15 protein-coding genes are annotated in these 18,298 nt (G+C 55.4%); 5 read left to right on the plus strand and 10 right to left on the minus strand.

Features of this window, described 5'->3' with window-relative positions; translation table 11 throughout:
- Positions 1 to 60 precede the first annotated feature (60 nt).
- Positions 61 to 1,500 carry a flagellin gene (locus tag msub_RS22460; RefSeq protein WP_048495162.1) on the plus strand — a complete coding sequence of 480 codons (1,440 nt, stop codon included), beginning with the start codon at positions 61 to 63 and terminating at the stop codon, positions 1,498 to 1,500.
- Positions 1,501 to 1,546: 46 nt separating this feature from the next.
- On the opposite strand, the gene msub_RS05935 is transcribed toward msub_RS22460, so the two are convergent.
- Complete coding sequence (locus tag msub_RS05935) at positions 1,547 to 3,658, minus strand: motility associated factor glycosyltransferase family protein (protein WP_082146414.1); 2,112 nt, start codon at positions 3,656 to 3,658, stop codon at positions 1,547 to 1,549.
- 201 nt (positions 3,659 to 3,859) lie between these two features.
- Between msub_RS05935 and msub_RS05940 the strand changes: the two genes are divergently transcribed.
- Entirely contained in the window at positions 3,860 to 5,860 is a 2,001-nt protein-coding gene (locus msub_RS05940; protein ID WP_048495164.1) for a tetratricopeptide repeat protein, read from the plus strand.
- A 253-nt stretch (positions 5,861 to 6,113) separates the two neighbouring features.
- On the opposite strand, the gene sbcB is transcribed toward msub_RS05940, so the two are convergent.
- A complete protein-coding gene (gene sbcB / locus msub_RS05945) occupies positions 6,114 to 7,559 on the minus strand; it encodes an exodeoxyribonuclease I (RefSeq protein WP_048495165.1) in 1,446 nt (481 codons plus the stop codon).
- A gap of 49 nt (positions 7,560 to 7,608) precedes the next feature.
- The gene (locus msub_RS05950; RefSeq protein ID WP_048495166.1) at positions 7,609 to 8,508 is read right to left on the minus strand and encodes a hypothetical protein; all 900 of its coding nucleotides are present in this window, start codon (positions 8,506 to 8,508) and stop codon (positions 7,609 to 7,611) included.
- Positions 8,509 to 8,858: 350 nt separating this feature from the next.
- Here msub_RS05950 and msub_RS05955 point away from each other — a divergent pair, with 350 nt between their 5' ends.
- The 3 genes from msub_RS05955 to msub_RS05965 all read left to right on the plus strand — a co-directional run bounded on the left by msub_RS05955 (position 8,859) and on the right by msub_RS05965 (position 11,636).
- Entirely contained in the window at positions 8,859 to 9,887 is a 1,029-nt protein-coding gene (locus msub_RS05955) for a response regulator (RefSeq protein WP_048495167.1), read from the plus strand.
- A 3-nt stretch (positions 9,888 to 9,890) separates the two neighbouring features.
- Positions 9,891 to 10,844, plus strand: a complete 954-nt coding sequence (locus msub_RS05960) for a GGDEF domain-containing protein (RefSeq protein WP_048495168.1) — start codon at positions 9,891 to 9,893, stop codon at positions 10,842 to 10,844.
- A gap of 153 nt (positions 10,845 to 10,997) precedes the next feature.
- Positions 10,998 to 11,636 (plus strand): transposase, encoded by a 639-nt coding sequence (locus msub_RS05965; RefSeq protein WP_048495169.1) that lies wholly within the window; start codon positions 10,998 to 11,000, stop codon positions 11,634 to 11,636.
- A gap of 43 nt (positions 11,637 to 11,679) precedes the next feature.
- Here the strand turns inward: msub_RS05965 and msub_RS05970 are convergent, their stop codons facing one another.
- The 7 genes from msub_RS05970 to pseC all read right to left on the minus strand — a co-directional run bounded on the left by msub_RS05970 (position 11,680) and on the right by pseC (position 18,295).
- The gene (locus tag msub_RS05970) at positions 11,680 to 12,048 is read right to left on the minus strand and encodes a histone-like nucleoid-structuring protein, MvaT/MvaU family (RefSeq protein ID WP_048495170.1); all 369 of its coding nucleotides are present in this window, start codon (positions 12,046 to 12,048) and stop codon (positions 11,680 to 11,682) included.
- Positions 12,049 to 12,217: 169 nt separating this feature from the next.
- Complete coding sequence (gene tviB / locus msub_RS05975) at positions 12,218 to 13,480, minus strand: Vi polysaccharide biosynthesis UDP-N-acetylglucosamine C-6 dehydrogenase TviB (RefSeq protein WP_048495171.1); 1,263 nt, start codon at positions 13,478 to 13,480, stop codon at positions 12,218 to 12,220.
- Between the two features lie 226 nt (positions 13,481 to 13,706).
- Entirely contained in the window at positions 13,707 to 14,762 is a 1,056-nt protein-coding gene (pseI, locus tag msub_RS05980) for a pseudaminic acid synthase (protein ID WP_048495172.1), read from the minus strand.
- Positions 14,755 to 15,327 carry a UDP-4-amino-4,6-dideoxy-N-acetyl-beta-L-altrosamine N-acetyltransferase gene (gene pseH, locus msub_RS05985; RefSeq protein ID WP_048495173.1) on the minus strand — a complete coding sequence of 191 codons (573 nt, stop codon included), beginning with the start codon at positions 15,325 to 15,327 and terminating at the stop codon, positions 14,755 to 14,757. Before pseH ends, pseI begins: the two co-directional genes overlap by 8 nt.
- On the minus strand, positions 15,311 to 16,444 hold the full coding sequence (gene pseG, locus msub_RS05990) for a UDP-2,4-diacetamido-2,4,6-trideoxy-beta-L-altropyranose hydrolase (protein WP_048495174.1): 1,134 nt from the start codon (positions 16,442 to 16,444) through the stop codon (positions 15,311 to 15,313). Before pseG ends, pseH begins: the two co-directional genes overlap by 17 nt.
- On the minus strand, positions 16,437 to 17,138 hold the full coding sequence (pseF, locus tag msub_RS05995; RefSeq protein WP_048495175.1) for a pseudaminic acid cytidylyltransferase: 702 nt from the start codon (positions 17,136 to 17,138) through the stop codon (positions 16,437 to 16,439). Before pseF ends, pseG begins: the two co-directional genes overlap by 8 nt.
- Positions 17,135 to 18,295, minus strand: a complete 1,161-nt coding sequence (gene pseC, locus msub_RS06000) for a UDP-4-amino-4,6-dideoxy-N-acetyl-beta-L-altrosamine transaminase (RefSeq protein ID WP_048495176.1) — start codon at positions 18,293 to 18,295, stop codon at positions 17,135 to 17,137. Before pseC ends, pseF begins: the two co-directional genes overlap by 4 nt.
- Between the last annotated feature and the right edge of the window lie 3 nt (positions 18,296 to 18,298).

Below are 18,298 nucleotides of genomic sequence, written 5' to 3' on the forward strand. Positions count from 1 at the left end.
AACCGCCGACACCTGAATTTCTCCGAAACAGGCGACGGCACCCATAACAGGGGAATGACAATGCCTCAGGTAATCAACACGAACATTGCTTCACTGAACGCCCAGCGCAACCTCGAACGCTCTCAAAGCGAAGCGAACGTGGCGCTGGAACGACTGTCCTCCGGTCTACGTATCAACTCTGCCAAAGATGATGCCGCAGGCCTGGCCATTTCGACCCGATTTGAATCACAGATTCAGGGCCTGAACGTCGCCACCCGGAATTCCAATGACGGCATCTCCCTGGCCCAGACCACCGAAGGTGCGCTGGCGGAAGTCATTTCCAATCTGCAGCGCATTCGGGAACTGTCCATACAGTCTGCCAACGCCACTAACAGTTCGTCCGACCGGATTGCCCTCGACCAGGAGGTGCAGCAGAGAGTTGCTGAGATTGATCGTATCGCCAAGCAAACTACCTTCAACGGCCTCAAGGTGCTGGATGGCTCATTCGGGATCCAGAGTTTTCAGGTTGGCGCGAATGCCGGCGACACCATTGATGTGAACCTGTCCAATGGTTCAACAGCGGAGGACATCGGCAAGATCGCGATTGCCAGCGGCCTGACAGTACCGGCCACAGGGGGAGGCACCTTCTCGGTTGAAGTGGGCTCTAACGATCCCGTGACGGTTGAGATCGCCTCCGGCGCATCGGCCGCAGGCGTCGCCACGGCGGTGAACGACGCAAATATACAGGGCGTGGCACTGGCAACAGCTTCCAATGAACAGACCCTCGCCTTCAACGACGTCCCGGACAGCGCGGCTACCGGCGGCGGTCAATATACCGTCACCATTAAAATAGGCGACGAAGACCCGGTGACCGTTGCCGTGCCCGTGAGTTCCGGAGGCGCAGTCACCAAAGGCAACGTTGCTGCGGCGTTAGAAGACGCCAACATCCAGAACCTTGAAGTGTCCGAAACCACCGGCGGCCTTAAATTTACCGTTCGAGGCGGCGAAGACCTCGTGATTACCGAAGGTGGAACCGGAGTATCTGGCGTAGCTGGATCTGGCGTAGGCTTCAGTGAAGCAGTCATCGGAACCTCGGGGACGCCGCTGAAAGGGGATATCAAGATCCAGGCCCTGGAAGCCTTCACCATCAACGACACCAATGGTCTTCTTGGCGCCTCAGGCTCGACGGACTATTTGACGACAGGCAACCTTGAAGGCGTGAGCATTAAAACCGTTGAAGGCGCCAACGACGCCATCATCCGGGTTGATTCCTCACTCACCTTCATTAACGCACTGCGCAGTGAACTCGGTGCGGTTCAGAACCGGTTCGAGTCGACCATCGCCAACCTCTCTACCACCAGCGAGAACCTCAGCGCTGCCAACAGCCGGATCAAGGACGCGGATTTCGCCAAAGAAACGGCGGAGCTGGCCCGCACACAGGTGCTCCAGCAGGCAGGCCTGTCGGTGCTCGCACAGGCCAATGCGCGGCCCCAGCAGGTGTTACAGTTGCTGCAGGGCTAATGCCCCTCCAGTATCAAAAAAAACGGGCCTCGATTGGCCCGTTTTTTTATCCCTCAACCACAGTCTCCGGATCGTGGATGGTCATCTCAAGCCATCGCCGGCCCTCACCGGTCGACTGGTCGGTGATAACGCTGGCATAGTGCGCCGGCACCGCTTCAAGAAAGCCGGCAAAGGCTTTGCTCCAATGAGCAGCAACAACAGTCGCCCCTGAGTCATCCGCGGCCGCCATGGAGTGGTAGAGCCCCACTGTCATGTAATGCATCAGAGTACCACGCAGCAAATGCTGAGCCACATACTGTTCGGGTTGAGGCACATTGAACCCTTTTGGCGTTTCAACTATCTGGGAGGCATCAATCAGCGGAGCCATCAATCGTACAACATCCTTCTTCCCTCTCAGTGACGAACGCAATATCCGTCTGAGATTATCCGCGCGGCCAGAGAGGAAGGTCCCGACCTTAGCCAGGCGCTGTTCCAACTCAGGGTCATGGTGAACCTCAACCAGCCCGGCAATGACGCTCTCGGGGGCCGGCTCACTGACGGCCCCATCCAGAATCCTGCCAATCGTGCCGGCAAAATTGTCAGGCGCAAGCCATGGGGCCCCCGATATGACTGCCCCATCCGCACAATTCCAGACCTGAATGTCGTCATCTCGCTCCCGGGCCCAGTGCAGCAAGTTCTCGACACTGCGCATCGCGGTGAAATAGTCCGAGCGTGTGAAGATCTTGCCGCCGTCAACGGCATCCACTTCAATGAGTTTGCCTTCCAGAAAGTTCTTCCGGGCCAAGTCGTTCAGTAGTACCGACACTTCACTACTCTCGTCCCGGCTGCCATAAACCGAACCGGATGCGTGGTGTTTGGTTCTGTCTTTAAATCCGTAGTCGGTCCCAAACAGGAAGAAGTTCCGGAAGCCAAGCTGCTGGAAAATGGCGAAAGCCGCGTTGGTGCAGGTGGGGTTACAGTGCTCGAAGGCATACTGTTCAAGCCGGAACCCCTTGGGGGCCGGATTGTCTCTCTTGGCGTAGAGAACCACCTCATCAAACAGCCCCGGCACGAGCGCGTTGATCTCATTCACCGCAATCAGAGTGATGCCCTTCAACTTGTCCCGGCCAATATCGTTCAGCAACTGATAGATCAGATAGTCCGGGTCCAGCTCCACGTGAAAATCCGGAGTCACCCCGTTGTTGATCAGGGCTTTCAGGCCGGTACCAGCCGATACCAGGGTGATGGTATCTCGGCACTCGCGAATCAGAGGTAGCCGGTCATCAATGGACGGCCCGCTCCCGGCAATCACGACCGGTTTGTGAAAGCTGCCGGTCACGGAGTTGCGGAGGAACTTGCTGCCGGCACGCAGATTGAACGCGGTGTTGTTCAGCCGCTTCATTTCATCGTCATAGTTGCCCCATGAGGCAAACAGCGTTGGCAGATCCTTGCGGATTTCCTCGGCAATGCTCCGGTTGATGTTGCAGGCCTGGTGGTTGAAGTAAATAGTCATGGCTGGATGCAGTGGCACCCGTTTATTCAGGTTACGCTCTAGCAGCTCTTTGAGGTTCCGCTCCGTCGCATCCACGCCGATCGCAAACCGGATATCGTAGCCCTTCCTGGACAGAAAGCGATCGCAAATCGACTCCCAGTCCACCGTAAACAGGCTGGCAGCGAACTTCTCCTCATCCGGTTCAAAGACAAGGGCATTTACCACATCAGCGCGCTCTACCAGGGCTTCGATCTGATAGCCGAGACCGCACCCGAGAAACACAATGAATGGAAAGAAATTGCCCATAGGGTAGCCGGCAAACTCCTTTTCGCGATCGGGCAGCATCTCCAGGCAGTGGCGAATGCTGCGACTGGCAAAGCGGGGGTAGTTGTAACCGCTAACACTTGGCGGGCGGAAGGTCTTCAGCTTCTGATAGGGCTCATTGTCCGCCAGGAACATCTCGGCTTCACGCAATCCCGTCGCTTTCGCCCGTCCCTGATAGAGGCTTCTGCCCTCAACCTGCAGATCGACATCCGATTCAACCGGGCTCACTACCAGCTCCACCCGCTTCATGAGCAGGTTTCCGTAATGCTTGTGTATGGCTGGAAACCGCCGCTTAAAGAATTCGAGATTTTTTGCTTTTCGCCGTAGAAATGACTCAGCCGTTTCTTGTTGATCTGGGCGCATCGGTTCAACCTTGAGTGGGAATAATCACATTGCCCCAGAGTTTAGCGGAATGTCCCCGCCGAATAAAAACCAATCCAGAAGCCGAAAATCCACATCAGAACTTGGCACACCTTTCGCAGCACTGCTTAAAGACATCTAATTGCGCCAAAAAAGCTGCAGATCAATGCCACCACCATTGGCATTCCGAAAACGAGGTATCCCATGCAAGCCAAGCATCAAGTTCAGGTATCCCAATCCCAACAGGCCCAGGTTGCCCGCCTGCTTCTGCAGGCCAATCTTGCCTACGGGGAGTCCAACAGCAATGGCCTCAGCCATATCCAGCGGCTGAAGGCGCGCCATGAATGCCGGGACTACCTGACCGGAGCGCTGGTTATTGAGCCACACAACGCCGGGGCTCTGGGGCTTCTGGGCCGGGTGGAATTGGACGAAGGTCAGCTTGAGAAAGCCCACACCCTGTTCAACGCCAGCCTCACCCATCAGCCGGGCCAGGCGCAGCAGTATTGCAACCTGGGCTACTGGGCTTTGAAAACCGAGCGGCCAGCGCTGGCGGAGCAGTATTTCCTTGAGGCCCTGGACTGCGACCGGCAATCCGCCGCCGCTTTCTGCGGTGTTGCCCACTCCAAGCGCTTGCAGGGGCAGTTCGATGTGGCCTACCTGCATTACCGCAAACTTCTGGAAACCGGTGCCGAATGGGAGTCCGTCTACAGCGGCATGCTGACCTGCGCCCAGCACCTGGACGTGAACAAGGCGGATTCTGCCCTGGCCCGGGATGCCATTGCCCTGCTCCAGCGGGATGGATTGCCGCATCAGGAGCTTGGCCGGTTTGTCAGTGCGATCATTCATCAACAGTACGATCTTGATAACCCGGATGCCCGGATTTTTCTGGAAGCTGCCTGCGAGGATGAACTGCTGATCCTGGCCCTCCAGAAAACCCTGATGCCCAATTCGGCCGTTGAGGAACTGGTCACCCTGCTGCGCCGGGCGATCATTGCCGAGGTGGCACAAGCCGTTGAACTGCGGGATGAGCTCCAGCGTCTGGCGCTGGCCATTGCAGAGTATGCCGACAGAACCGGCTATGCGCTGGCTGCCGAAGACGATGAAGAGCGACTGGTCTCTGCCATTAACAACAGCATCCAGGCCCAATTCGCTCTTGGCGAGGAACAGGATGGACTGATCGGCTCGCTGATGATCAGCGCCATGTACGGCGCCCTCTTCCAACAGAGTTTTGCCGTCCAGCTGGGCCAATGGAACCTGGTGGACTGGCCATTGGCGCTGCAGCCGGTTCTGGCCGCCAGCTATTACAATAGGGCCGAAGAGGAAGCCATCAAGCAGAATTTCGATGAGAAATCCGAGGAACTCTGCCTGGATAAGACCGAGATTCCCCAAGCCTGGCCGGCCTGGTCGCAGCTGGCCTATCGCGCCGAAAGCAGCCTGAAAACCCTGATGGCAACCGAACTGGGGCTGACCACCGAGAGCCTGCCGGCCACCCTGCGCATCATGGTCTGCGGCGCACAGTCCGGCCAGCGGGCGATGGAACTGGCCAGTTACCTGGACGATGTGGAAGTCATCGCGGTGGATGAATCCCTCGCCAACATCGCCAAAGCCACCCGCATGGCAAACGAAATGGGCATGGACAACATCGTGTTCTGGCCCTGGTCCATCGCCCAGCGTTTTGTGGCCGATGGCCACCAGGTGCACTGGATTGAAGTGGGCCGTCTACCCTCACCGGCCATGACCAACCTGTCACTGGCGGCACTGGTAAACGAAGCCACCGGGTCCGGCGCCGTGGTTCACATGCACACGGCCATTGCTGAACAGACGGCAGGGGACAAACAGATCCGCAAACTGGTCAACGACCACAAGCTCCGACCCACCCGCCAGGCCCTGCGCCAGCTACGTCGAATGGTTCTTACCAACCGGAACGATGCTACCTGGCAGGAACTGACCGCCGACGCCGACTTCTACAGCCTCGGCGGCTGCCGGGACCGGTGGTTCCGGCCCCAGGATACCGCCCAGCTGAAAGAGCTGATGGCGATGGTGAGCAACGAAGTGGAGTGGAAGCTGGTAAAAGCCCGGGATGAGGATGGCCACAGTTTGGCGACCGGCCCGGTTCAGAAGCAGATTCAGGCCGAGGCGCTGGGGAGTGAGGTGCAGAGTCTGATGGGCCAGAATCTGAGTGTTTATTTCCTGAAGCGGCGGTGAATTGGGTTCAGGTCTGGAGTGTCGGATTACGGCTTCTCGTAATCCGACCTACGGGGTTTGGGGTGTCGGATTACGGCTTTGCCTAATCCGACCTACGCGATGGAATTTGCGGGTATGGGTAAGGAATTTGCGGGTATGCCTAAGCCAAGTAGGTCGGATTAGGCGAAGGCCGTAATCCGACAAAAAAGCACCTCTCCACTTACCGGAGAAGGCGCAATAAAGAATGGCGGCTCCTTTGGAGCCAACATCCTTGTCAGATGTAAGGAATCAAAGACTCCCCATACAAATGCAAGTCCTCAAGAATATGCCGCCTCTCCGGCGTCAATTCCGGGTCCGCCGCCAGTCGCTGTAATTCCTGGGCATACGCCTCCAAAGACCGCCAGCCCTTCTTCGGATGCATCAACCTCTGGCTGCGGAACTCCTCCCAGCGCTCCAGCTCTTCACCCATCAGACTGCCGGGGTAATTCCGGGCGCGGTAGCGGAACAGCAGTTCCTGCAGGCGATCATCTTCGAAGGTCACATCCTGCTCACCCAGGGCTTCCACCGGCTGCTCCAGCACCCGGTTCAAGGCTTCCCTGTCAGCTTTGCTGATGAAACCACCGGCGTAAAGTTGCTCATCCGGGTCAGTGAGATCGCCCTTGTGGGGCTGATCAAACGCCTCGGCAATTCGGCGCGGTAAGTCGGGGGCTTTGCGAAGTATGGCCAGATTGGCCCGAAGGGTGTCGCCGTCCAGGGCCAGCTCTTCCAGTCGTTCTTGCGACAAGGTTGAAAGCATATTCGCCGGCGCCAATACCGGGCATTTGTTCAGTTGCACACCTTTCAGCGGAAAGCGGCTTACGCCCTCCCCCAATTCCGCCTGGGAAGTAAACACCCGCTCACGAATCTGCTCAGGGCTGGCGTTAATCAGCTCGCTCGGGTCTTCCCGCAGGTCGTAGACAATCACCAGGTTCTTGTTGGTGGGATGCTCAGCCACCGGGGCAACCAGGGCGCAGCAACCCCGGCTGGCCGGGTACTTGGCGGAGATGTGGAACACCGGCTTCATGGTGGCGGTATCCAGCATGGCGCGGGCGGAGTGTTTGTCTTTGTTCTGCAGAACAAAATCAAACAGCTTGGGCTGCTTCTCCTTGATCAGCCTGGCCACCGCAATCGTCGCCTCAACATCCGACATCGCATCGTGGGCGGCTTCGTGGGCAATCCCGTTGGCCCGGGTCAGCTCTTCGAGCCGAAAGCTGGGGCTGCCGTCTTCCTTGCGGGGCCAGTTGATCCCTTCCGGACGCAGGGCATAGGTCAGGCGCACCATGTCGATGATGTCCCAGCGTGAATTGCCGTTCTGCCATTCGCGGGCGTAGGGATCGCGCAGGTTGCGATAAAGGGTGTGGCGGGTAACCTCGTCGTCGAAGCGCAGACTGTTGTAGCCCACCACACAGGTGCCGGGCTGGCTGAAGGCCTCGTTGATCTGGGCGATAAACTCTGCCTCGGGGAAACCGTCTTCCAGTGCTTTTTGCGGGGTAATGCCGGTAATCAGACAGGCTTCGGGCGATGGCAGGTAATCGTCCGCGGGTTTGCAGTAAATCACCAGCGGCTCTTCAATCACGTTCAGATCCGCATCCGTGCGCACACCGGCAAACTGGGAAGGCCTGTCGTGAACCGGGTCTACGCCGAAGGTTTCGTAATCGTGCCAGTAAAACGAGCGGATCAAGGGGCTAAGCTCCTGCCGAATGGGTTAATCTCAGGCAGCAGTTTAGCATTTAAAACAATCGGGTACCCATATCCTGCCGATGCGTCTGCAACCGCTCCACGCCGCTGTTAATCAACTGGTTCATGTTCACGGTCATGCTGGTGGGCAGATTGATGAACACGCCTTTGCCCGCATTGATCACATTGGCACCATCCGGGCTCTGCCAGTCCACGTCTTCACGCTGAAAGCCAATGAAGAAGTCGTCGGTGAAACCGGTGGTGCCGTCGGTATTCTTTTCTCCGACAATGATCGACTGCAGGTGAGTCAGGGGGGCGCAGTTAGTGGCCGCGCCCTCGGTACAGTTAGCCGGGGCAGCGGCAGGGTCGACAATACCGATATGGCTAGCCCGGAGAGATGTGACTTGGGCATTCTGGTCAAGCAACGTCGCGTCGTATACCGCGCCGGAACCATCCTCCAGCTTGAGGCCAATGTTGCCGCTGAAGCTGCTGGTCAGCGAAGAGACGGAACCCCGCGCCTGTGCGAAGCCCATCCGGAAACCGGAAAGCTTGCCCTCGACGGGATCTTCCGCAAGCTCTATGTAAGGCTGAACGGCTTCGAAATGCACCGTATCGCCGGAACTGTAGGTTCGGCCGTTATACTGAACGCCATCAACCCGCGCAATGTGTCCCAAGGCCACATGCTGGGCGGCAAAATCCGCCCCGCCATCTATTTCGCCGACTTTTATATCATCCACATTGATCCGGGTTTCAACATCCATGCCCAGCGTCATGCGGGTAAACTCATGAGGGTTACCCGGAATGTCCTGAATGTTCTGGATCTGCATAAAAGCCTGCCCGGTCACCTCGCCCATGGTTGCATCAGAAATGGGCTTCAGCTCGGCCTGGGCAACGGGCGCAATACCCAGGCAGAACAGGGTGATGGCAGCGTATCCATACGCTTGCTGTCTCATAATTGTTGTCTCTGAAGTAGTCGGTTGGAACCAGTTTTCGACGCCCGGCTCCGCTGCAGCCCGGTTTGTTTTTGGTTTCCCGGTACCCGCAGGCGGCTGTGTCTTGCGATCTTTTTATTTGCCGCAAACTCACTATAGCCAAGGCAGATCGGCCAATAGAGTGAGCAGAGTCACAATCACCGCTTACAATCCAGTAATACTCGGTCAAATTTGAACACAGTCACAAAACGTTCCATCCTAGATACTTACAGGACCTTACCAAACGTTACGAATGCTGTAGCGAACGTGTACACAACAACCTCCACTGGTATACTTGCCGACTTTATAAGTAACCCCCAACGGCCACCTGAATGACCACCCGCATCCTGATCTGCGACGATTCCGCGCTTGCCAGAAAACAGATGGCCAGAACTTTGCCGGCAGGTTTGCAGGCGAAGGTCAGCTTCGCGGTGGACGGCAAGGAAGCGTTGGCCAAACTGCGGAACCACGAAGCCGAACTGATGTTCCTGGATCTGAACATGCCGGAAATGGACGGCTACCAGGTACTGGAGGAGATCCGCACAGAAGATCTGCCCGTGATGACGATCGTGGTCTCCGGCGATATCCAGCCCGAGGCCCGGGCGCGGGTAAAAAAACTCGGCGCGATTGATTTCATCAAAAAACCGACGGACACCGACCTCGTGATGCGCCTGCTCATGGAGTATGGCGTCTACCGCCCCGGAGAACTCGAAGACGCCGCATTACAGGATGCCAGCCTCCAGAGCAAAGGCAGCACCACACCGGAAATCTCCGTTTCGCTGAACGACTACCTGCAGGAAATCGCCAACGTCGCCATGGGCCGATCCTCGGATCTGCTGGCCCGCCTTCTCAGGGTGTTTGTGAAGCAGCCCATTCCAAGGGTGGCCTTCCTGGCCAACTCGGAACTGCACATGGCGATTTCCTCTGTCAGCAACAGCAATACCTACTCCGCCGTTTGCCAGGGCTTCACCGGTGCCGGCATTGCCGGTGAGGCGTTACTGCTGTTCGCCGACGCCAGCTTCCGAGACATGGCAGAAATGCTGCACTACGAAAACCTGGAAGGCGAAGCGGTTAACGTGGAAGTGTTGATGGACATGTCCAGCATCCTGTTCGGCGCCTTCCTCAAAGGCATCGGCGACCAGCTGGATCTGAAGCTTGGTCTCGGCCACCCCACCGTACTGGGCCAGCACCGACAGATCACAGAACTCCTGGAACACCACAGCGCCCGCGATGAACAGCTGCTGTGCATCGAAATCTGCTACACGCTGGAAGACCGTGACATTGAATGCGACATGCTGGTGCTCCTCACCGAGGATTCAGTGCCCTTTCTCGAAGATCGTCTGCAATATCTGGTGGACTGACCCATGGCCATGACCGATTTTGAAGCCAACTCTTTCCACTGGCTGGTGGACATGCTGGAATCCGTCGAAGTGGGCCTGGTGGTGCTGGACCTGGATTTCCGCGTTCAAGCCTGGAACGGCTTCATGGAAAACCACAGCGGCATCACCGCCAGCAAGATCCGGGATCAGGTGCTGTTCGATGTCTTCCCGGACATCCCCAAGGCCTGGCTGGCCCGAAAGGTAGACGCCGTTGCCCTGCTCAATACCCGGGCTTTTACCTCCTGGGAGCAGCGCCCTTACCTGTTCCGGTTCCGCAATACCCGGCCGATCACCGGCACCGAAGAATACATGTTCCAGAACCTCACCATCAGCCCGCTCTCCGGGGTGACCGGAGAGGTCGAGAAAGTGTGCCTGATGGTGTACGACGTTACCGACATCGCCAGCAGCAAACGCGCCCTCGAGCGGGCCAATGAGCAACTGGCCACACTCAGCATGACCGACCGCCTCACCGGCCTGCTCAACCGCGGCACCTGGGAAAACCTGGTGGACGCCGAATTCGAACGCTACCGCCGCTACGGCCATACCACCAGCCTGGTGATGCTCGACATAGACCACTTCAAACCCGTCAACGACAGCCACGGCCATCTCGCCGGTGACGAGGTGATCAAACACACCGCCAGCATCACCCGCAACGCCATCCGCCAGTCTGACAGCGCCGGCCGTTACGGCGGTGAAGAATTCGGCATCATCCTGCCGGAAACCGATGCCGAAGGCGCGAGAATCATCTGCGAACGCATCCGGGAAAGTATTGAGCTGAGTGTCGTAGAAACCAGCGTGGCGCCGATTCGCTACACCATCAGCATTGGCATTGCCCAGCTTACCGACGAACCGGAAAACTACATGCAGTGGATGCAGCTGGCGGATGAGGCACTGTACGCGGCGAAAGAGGCCGGCCGGAACCGGGTGGTGGTGCGTTAAGTCGGGGTCAGATGAAATTGGGGTCAGATGAAAAGTTCATCTGACCCCAATTTCATCTGACCCCATTTTCGAGATTGAGCTCACAAATCCGGCGGATAAAACCCGGTAAGGTTTCATTGCTACGATCACCAACCGTCACAAGGATGTGATGCCATGCCCAGACCAGGAAGGCTCTGCCCTCCCGGCGTGCCTCAGCACGTCATTCAACGCGGCAATAATCGCCAACCCATTTTCAGGGGGCGGGTCGATTATGCTTTTTATTCAAAACTGATGGAGCAATACGCGGAAGAACACGGCGTTGCCCTCCATGCCTGGGCGCTGATGACCAATCACGTTCACTTTCTTGCCACGCCCTCGGCAGAGCACAGCCTCTCGAACTTCATGCAATCAATAGGGCGGCGTTACGTACGCTATTTCAACCGCCGCTATGACCGAACCGGCGGCCTGTGGGAAGGCCGATTTCGTTCCTGCCTGATTGACTCAGAGAACTACCTGCTCAGTTGCCAGCGCTACATCGAAATGAACCCGCTAAAAGCCGGCATGGTAAACAACCCGGAGGATTACTGGTGGACAAGCTATCAGTGCCATGCACTTGGAAAGCCGAGTAATATGCACCAGCCTCACGAACTCTACCAGTGCCTGGCCAAAACCCCGGCCGACCGGAAGCGGCGCTACATACAGCTCTTTAACGTGCCCCTTCCCGATCACGTTGAGGCCAGCATAAGAAAGACGGTTAACAACGGAAAGCCGCTGGGCAGTGAGGAGTTTCGCCGCAGATTTGGAGAGAGATGAAATTGGGGTCAGATGAACTTTTCATCTGACCCCAAACTGGCGATCAGTCCTGCTGCCAGCTCTGCACCGCTTCCTTGCCATGCTTCTCACGCCACTCATTCAGAGTCTTGTGATTACCGCCACGGGTTTTAACCACTTCACCGGTATGCGGGTTCTTGTAGGTTTTCAACGGGCGCTTCGGGCGGGTGCCAGCGGTTGAATCGGCTTTGCCACCGGCCACAGAAGGATCAATTGCAGAAAGAATCTGAAGAACGTCTTTGGGAGACTTGTCGTATGTCTTCATCAGATCGCGGACTTTATTTTCAAAATCCAGCTCCTTTTTCAGGGACTGGTCTTTTTCGAGTTGTTCCAACTCTACCGCGAGCTTTTCCATAAGCTGTTTTTTCTGATAATAATCGTTAATCTTTGCCATGGAATTAAAACCTTATTTATATAGGGGTTTTAAAATCTGATTGAATTTGACTGAGAGTCGGAACTGATAATATACAAATCCAGGTATTTTGGCAAAATCATTTATGATAATTAATAAAAAGCCGGTCAATCTGACCGGCTTTTTGAACGTAACTGGTCAAATAACAGACTTACAATCTGAGGTCTGCTTCACCTAGGGGCAGCACACCCTTCAGATCAAACAATACACCACCGTCTTTTAAATAAGCCCGGAGTTCTGTTGAAGACTTTCCGGCATATTCCCGGTGTGGCACCGCAAGAAACACCGCCTCATAGTCACCGGCTTTCGGGGTATTCACTAAAGAAATACCATACTCATGCAAGGCTTCCTCATTATCCGCCCAGCAATCGGTAACATCCACCGAACACCCGAAATCTTTGAGCTCACGGATAACATCCACCACCCGGGTATTGCGTAAATCCGGGCAATTCTCCTTAAAGGTCAGGCCCATCACCAAAACCTTTGAAGACGCAACGGTATGGCCTGTTTTGATCATTGCCTTGATAAGTTCCGCAGCGGCATACGGGCCCATATTGTCATTTACCCGACGGCCGGCAAGGATAATTTCCGGGTGATACCCGATAGCCTGGGCTTTATGAGTGAGATAATACGGGTCCACACCAATACAATGCCCGCCAACGAGGCCAGGTTTGAAGGGCAGGAAATTCCATTTGGTAGCAGCGGCCGCCAGCACTTCATGAGTATCAATCTTCAACCGCGCGAAGATCATTGAAAGCTCATTCATCAGCGCAATGTTCAGATCACGTTGGGTATTCTCGATAACCTTAGCCGCTTCAGCCACCTTGATGGAACTGGCCTTGTGGGTACCGGCCGTAATAATGCTCGAATAAAGCGCATCCACTTCACTGGCAATCTCCGGAGTGGAACCGGAAGTGACTTTCATAATGGTCGCCACCCGATGCTCCTTATCACCCGGATTAATCCGCTCCGGGCTATAACCGGCAAAGAAGTCCTGATTAAATACCAGCCCGGAAACCTTCTCCAGAACCGGCACACAGACCTCCTCCGTTGCCCCGGGATATACCGTGGATTCGTAAATCACGATATCGCCCTTTTTCAGAACCCGGCCCACCGTTTCACTGGCTTTTACCAGCGGCGTTAAATCCGGCGTTTTGAATTCGTCAATGGGCGTGGGCACCGTCACAATATATATCTGGCAATCGCGAATGCCTTCCAGATCGTCGGTAAACGATAACCCTGATGAGACGGCCAATTCCTCCCGGGATACTTCCCGGGTAAAATCAACACCGTCTTTGAGGTCCGCAATGCGTTTACCGTTGATATCGAAGCCGACGACTTCCCGTTTTTCACCGAAAGCGGCGGCCAGGGGGAGACCGACGTAGCCTAAACCGATGACTGCAATTTTTTTCATTTGAAATCCTTTCCCAAGAAATTAACCCGGCGTCGTTTCGCGCTATCCAGTTGGGATAATTATGTCTGTACCGGGCGGGGATTGAAAATATCTTTTCAAGGCCTGCTAAGCTTCTGGTCACCTGGCAGCAGATATGTTCGCTGGGGAAATCGAAAACATGCTTAAACGTCCTTGTGACTGCTATCACTTGCCTCTCGGGCCAAGTGCTTTGGGCTTGGCCTCCAACCTACTGGTAGTCAGATTCCTTAACCGGAGAATTTCTGCTGATGTCCTGTGTAGCAACCTTACCAATAATGCTTTTGAGGTATTTCGGCGCCAGTCCGAAGCCCGGGCGAACACTTCGTATATCATCACCAGTTATCACTTTGCCCGCTTTGATATCATTCACAAAGTACAGAGAGCGGCGAAACAGCGCATTCCCCTGTTCGCTGGATTTTCGCCCGTAATCCACCTTGCCCAGAGCCTTCCAGGCCGTCTTGCTATTTTGACAAAGCGCCTTCATATCCGCAGGTTCTAGTGAAAAACTGTCATCCGGGCCACCGCCAGACCGGTCAAGGGTAAAGTGCTTCTCAATGATGGAAGCTCCCAGAACAACACTGGCAATTGCGGTTGTATTGTCCAGCGTGTGGTCAGACAAACCGGTTACCAGCCCAAAACGCTGTTGCATATCCACGATGGTGCGCAGGTTATAGTCCTCCGCTGGTGCAGGGTAGCCACTTACACAGTGGAGGATAGCCAACTGGTTACAACCCGCTCCCCGTGCTGCATTGATGGCTTCCTGAATCTCTTCAGCGTTTGCCATTCCCGTGGAAATAATCATCGGTTTGCCGGTGCGAGCCACGTACTCTATCAACGGCAAGTCTACGGCCTCGAAAGAGGCTATCTTGTAAGCTGGCGCGCCCAGATCCTCGAGCAGGTCAACTGCAGTGGTATCAAACGGAGAACTGAAAATCGTGATCCCCCGCTCCCGGGCACGATCGAAAAGTGGCTTGTGCCACTCCCAAGGCATATGGGCCTCTTCATACAATTCATAAAGCGTTCGTCCGTCCCACAACCCGCCCTTGATTTTGAAGTCGTCATCGTCGGAATCGAGTGTGATGGTATCGGGCCTGTAAGTTTGTAACTTCACAGCGTCCGCGCCAGCCTCAACCGCCTCATCAATGATTTTCAGGGCGGTTTCGAGCTTGCCATTATGATTGGCAGACAGCTCTGCAATAATGAAGGGACTGTGCTTCTGCCCTATTTTACATCCGGCGATTTCAATTTCTGGCCATTCATTCATCAGACGCACCCAACATTCTCAGAATTCTTTCCACCATCAGATCCCTTTTTTCCGACCAGTCCGTGGCCAGCAGTCCCAGGCAATAAATATCGACGAATTCACCATCGACTTTATGTTGCTCCCTGAGAATTCCTTCAACGTGAAACCCGAATTTCTGATGTAATCTGATTACACCATCATTGAAAGCCAAGACTTCGCAGCAAAGCTTGTGGAGATTCAAAGCCCCAAACGCATAATCCAGCGCAAGCATCTCCATGCGGCTCCCGGTTCCACGCGGAGCCTCCGGTGCAGCATAGAACGCCCATGAGGCATTCCTATTTTCCTGGTCGATCTGGCTGAAGCCAACAATGCCCTGAGCCAGCCCCTGGAACTCGTACATGAAATATTTGCAGGCATCGCTTTCTCTGGCTCGCTCCCACCACCGCATGTGCTCATCGAGAGAGATTATATGGCGCGTGTACATATTCTGCCGAACAGCCGGCTCATTCCGCCACGAAAGCATGAGCTTGAGCTCGTTTTCATTGATGTCCCTGAGACACCCTAATTTTTTATTCTCGTAATTCATGATCACCCCCTAACTCGAGCAAGGTAGCGACAACCCGGAATACACCCTGCCCATCGGTTGTTGCAGCAGCAGCCTTGGACATTGCTATCAACTGACCCGGGCATGAATCAATGTCTTTCAGAACTCCAATAAGGGAGTCTTCAAAACGCTCTCCGCTCTCCAGGATCCTTACCGCTCCGGTTCCCTCAAGTTCACGGGCCGCAAAAACCTGATTCTCCGCAACAACAACCATCGCAGAAGGCAAACCAAGACAGCACCTTTCCCAAATCGAAGAACCGGCGGCCCCAATTACAAAGTCCTGTTGCTCCATCACCTCAGCCATGTTTCCGATGCCTACAAGAACTTCTACTTTCAGTTTTATGGAGCCTGCCAGCCTTCCGATATCCTCAACCCATGGAGAAGAAGGCCCCATAACAACCGTCACGTTCTTTTCCTGATACCACTCCAGAGAATCCAGTACTCTCAGGGCGCGATGAGTGAGATTATCCTGATCGACACCACCTATACTGATGAGCATATTCTGAAGCTTTGGCCGAATCCGTCTCTGCAAACTGGAATAACGCAGTTCAGAGAATTCCGGGCGCAATAATGAGAAATGGGCGCCGCACAGCAATCTCGCTTCAGGAGGAACTAGTTTCCGGTAGCTGGCAGGCAAACGACCGTAGGTTTGGTCCAGCAACAAATCGCAGTCGTGCTCCCGATCCGCAAGATCATCAATCACCATCAGGCGTTTTGCGCAGCCGGAAACGAGCGATTCCCAGCGATAATCCAGGGCATAGTGATCAACCACCAGCCAATCAAGATCCATTCCAGCCAGGGCCGCGAGAGTTCCAGAGGCATCCGTTATCCAACCGGTTCCCAGCCAGGAGGCATGGGGTGACTCATTGTCAGAGGGGCTCGCATTAACATCAGGTTCAACCGGTGAAAGCACCAACACCTGATGCCCTCTGGCACTCACCACAGCCTCAAGGCTCCCCGGTTTTTCGCGCATTACGAAATAACACCGGGCACCCGCCTCTGCCAACGCATCTGCCAGGGTAAGACAGCGCATAACGTGGCCGGATCCAATCAGCGTGGACGCATCGACCCGAAAGGCAATCGAAAGCGAATCACTCATTGCGCGCCCGGGCCCTCACGGCTTCGAACAGGTATTCCGCTGATTCCCAGTCCTCCAGCGTATCCACATCCTGCACACGATACCTGGGAATCGGAACCCCGAGGGAGTCCGGCCCAAATATAACCCGCTCCTCAAGCCAGGCCTCTGCGGTCCCCCAATAGAACTGCCCGGCATCGTGCCAGGCTTCTTCCAGATCCTGGGAGCGCGTTGAAAACTGTTCGGGATGAATCATTTCTACCCTGCAGCCATCAATCAGGCGCAGTGCCCGCTGAATGGGAAAGGCATAGCTGGTCACAGAAAACGCAAAGCTGCAACCGGCCGCTTTAAGCCGGCGCTCTCCTTCCTTCAGGTCTGAAAGCGTCACAAATGGGGCCGTGGCATAAATACAGCAGGCAAGATCGACAGGGTGGCCCGCCTCTAAAAACCACTCTACCGCGTGCCGGATAACCGGGAGAGTCCCGGTGTAATCGTCCGAAAGACTCGCCGGCCGCCTGAACGGCACAGTCGCTCCATATTTCCGGGCAAACTCGGCGATCTGCTCGTCATCGGTTGAAACAATCACCTCGTCAAAACAACCGCTGGCGCGAGCAGCCTCAATGGACCAGGCAATCATCGGCTTACCACAAAAATCACGGATGTTTTTGCCCGGAATCCGTTTGCTGCCTCCGCGGGCCGGAATAATAGCAACGTTCATACCTTCAAAGCCTGCTTCAGCGCCGCAACTACCGCATCTTGCTGGTCGAAGGTCAAGCCATGGAACATGGGAATGCTGATCGCATCGCGGTAGTAACGCATGGCTTCCGGAAAATCATCGGGCGCAAACCCCATGGACGCATAGAAGGGCTGGGTATGAACGGGGATGTAGTGCAGATTCACGCCGATGCCCTGCTCTCGGAGAGATTCGAATACCTGCCGGTGACTGACGCAAATCTCATCCAGCTTCAGACGGATCACATAAAGGTGCAGCCCGGAATAACTGTCATAGTGCTGCCAAGGAGTTATTATCGGCAATTCAGACAGTAGCCCGTCATAACGTGCGGCCAGTTCATGCCGCCTCGCAACAAAACTGTCCAGCCGGTTCATCTGGCTCACGCCAAGGGCCGCCTGCAGTTCAGTCATACGGTAGTTGAAGCCAAGAACTACCTGCTGATAATACCAGGGGCCGTCTGGCTCATGAGTCATCCTGGCGGGGTCACGAGTGATGCCGTGGCTGCGCAGCAAGTCCATCCGTTGTGCCAGTTCCGGATCATTGGTTACAGCCATACCGCCTTCCGCAGTGGTCACAATTTTTACTGGATGGAAGCTGAACACCGTAATGTCGCTGTAACGGCCATTGCCGATGAACTCACCCTGATACTTCCCGCCAATTGCGTGTGACGCATCCTCGATGACCCGAAAACCATAACGGTCGGAAAGGGCTTTGATCCGTGCCATATCGCACGGTTGACCACAAAGATGAACAGCAACGACCACCTTCGGCAGCCGGTTTTCAGCCCTGGCCTTCTCAAGTTTGCGCTCCAGCCCATCCGGGCAAAGATTGTAGGTGTTGGGGTCTATGTCGATAAAATCGACCTGTGCGCCACAATAAAGTCCGCAGTTCGCGGAAGCCACAAAAGTGAGGGGCGAAGTCCACAACCAGTCACCTTCACCCAACTCCAGTGCGACACACGCAATGTGCAGCGCCGACGTTGCACTGTTAACGGCCACACCAAAAGCCGCCCCAACATGACCAGCGACCTTTTGTTCAAACTCGGGAACTTTTGGCCCCTGAGTCAGAAAGTCCGACTTGAGGACTTCAACTACCGAATCGATATCCTGTTGCGATATTTCCTGTCGCCCATAGGGAATCATGAA

The sequence above is a fragment of the Marinobacter subterrani genome, assembly GCF_001045555.1.
GTDB lineage: Bacteria > Pseudomonadota > Gammaproteobacteria > Pseudomonadales > Oleiphilaceae > Marinobacter > Marinobacter subterrani.

What these genes read in the sequence shown, in the direction of transcription:
- pseF (WP_048495175.1), bottom strand. Translation starts at nt 17,138, where the DNA reads ATGAACGTTGCTATTATTCCGGCCCGCGGAGGCAGCAAACGGATTCCG.
- pseC (WP_048495176.1), bottom strand. Translation starts at nt 18,295, where the DNA reads ATGATTCCCTATGGGCGACAGGAAATATCGCAACAGGATATCGATTCG.
- msub_RS05935 (WP_082146414.1), bottom strand. Translation starts at nt 3,658, where the DNA reads ATGCGCCCAGATCAACAAGAAACGGCTGAGTCATTTCTACGGCGAAAA.
- pseH (WP_048495173.1), bottom strand. Translation starts at nt 15,327, where the DNA reads ATGAATTACGAGAATAAAAAATTAGGGTGTCTCAGGGACATCAATGAA.
- msub_RS05940 (WP_048495164.1), top strand. Translation starts at nt 3,860, where the DNA reads ATGCAAGCCAAGCATCAAGTTCAGGTATCCCAATCCCAACAGGCCCAG.
- msub_RS05950 (WP_048495166.1), bottom strand. Translation starts at nt 8,508, where the DNA reads ATGAGACAGCAAGCGTATGGATACGCTGCCATCACCCTGTTCTGCCTG.
- msub_RS05955 (WP_048495167.1), top strand. Translation starts at nt 8,859, where the DNA reads ATGACCACCCGCATCCTGATCTGCGACGATTCCGCGCTTGCCAGAAAA.
- tviB (WP_048495171.1), bottom strand. Translation starts at nt 13,480, where the DNA reads ATGAAAAAAATTGCAGTCATCGGTTTAGGCTACGTCGGTCTCCCCCTG.
- pseI (WP_048495172.1), bottom strand. Translation starts at nt 14,762, where the DNA reads ATGAATGAATGGCCAGAAATTGAAATCGCCGGATGTAAAATAGGGCAG.
- msub_RS22460 (WP_048495162.1), top strand. Translation starts at nt 61, where the DNA reads ATGCCTCAGGTAATCAACACGAACATTGCTTCACTGAACGCCCAGCGC.
- msub_RS05970 (WP_048495170.1), bottom strand. Translation starts at nt 12,048, where the DNA reads ATGGCAAAGATTAACGATTATTATCAGAAAAAACAGCTTATGGAAAAG.
- msub_RS05960 (WP_048495168.1), top strand. Translation starts at nt 9,891, where the DNA reads ATGGCCATGACCGATTTTGAAGCCAACTCTTTCCACTGGCTGGTGGAC.
- msub_RS05965 (WP_048495169.1), top strand. Translation starts at nt 10,998, where the DNA reads ATGCCCAGACCAGGAAGGCTCTGCCCTCCCGGCGTGCCTCAGCACGTC.
- pseG (WP_048495174.1), bottom strand. Translation starts at nt 16,444, where the DNA reads ATGAGTGATTCGCTTTCGATTGCCTTTCGGGTCGATGCGTCCACGCTG.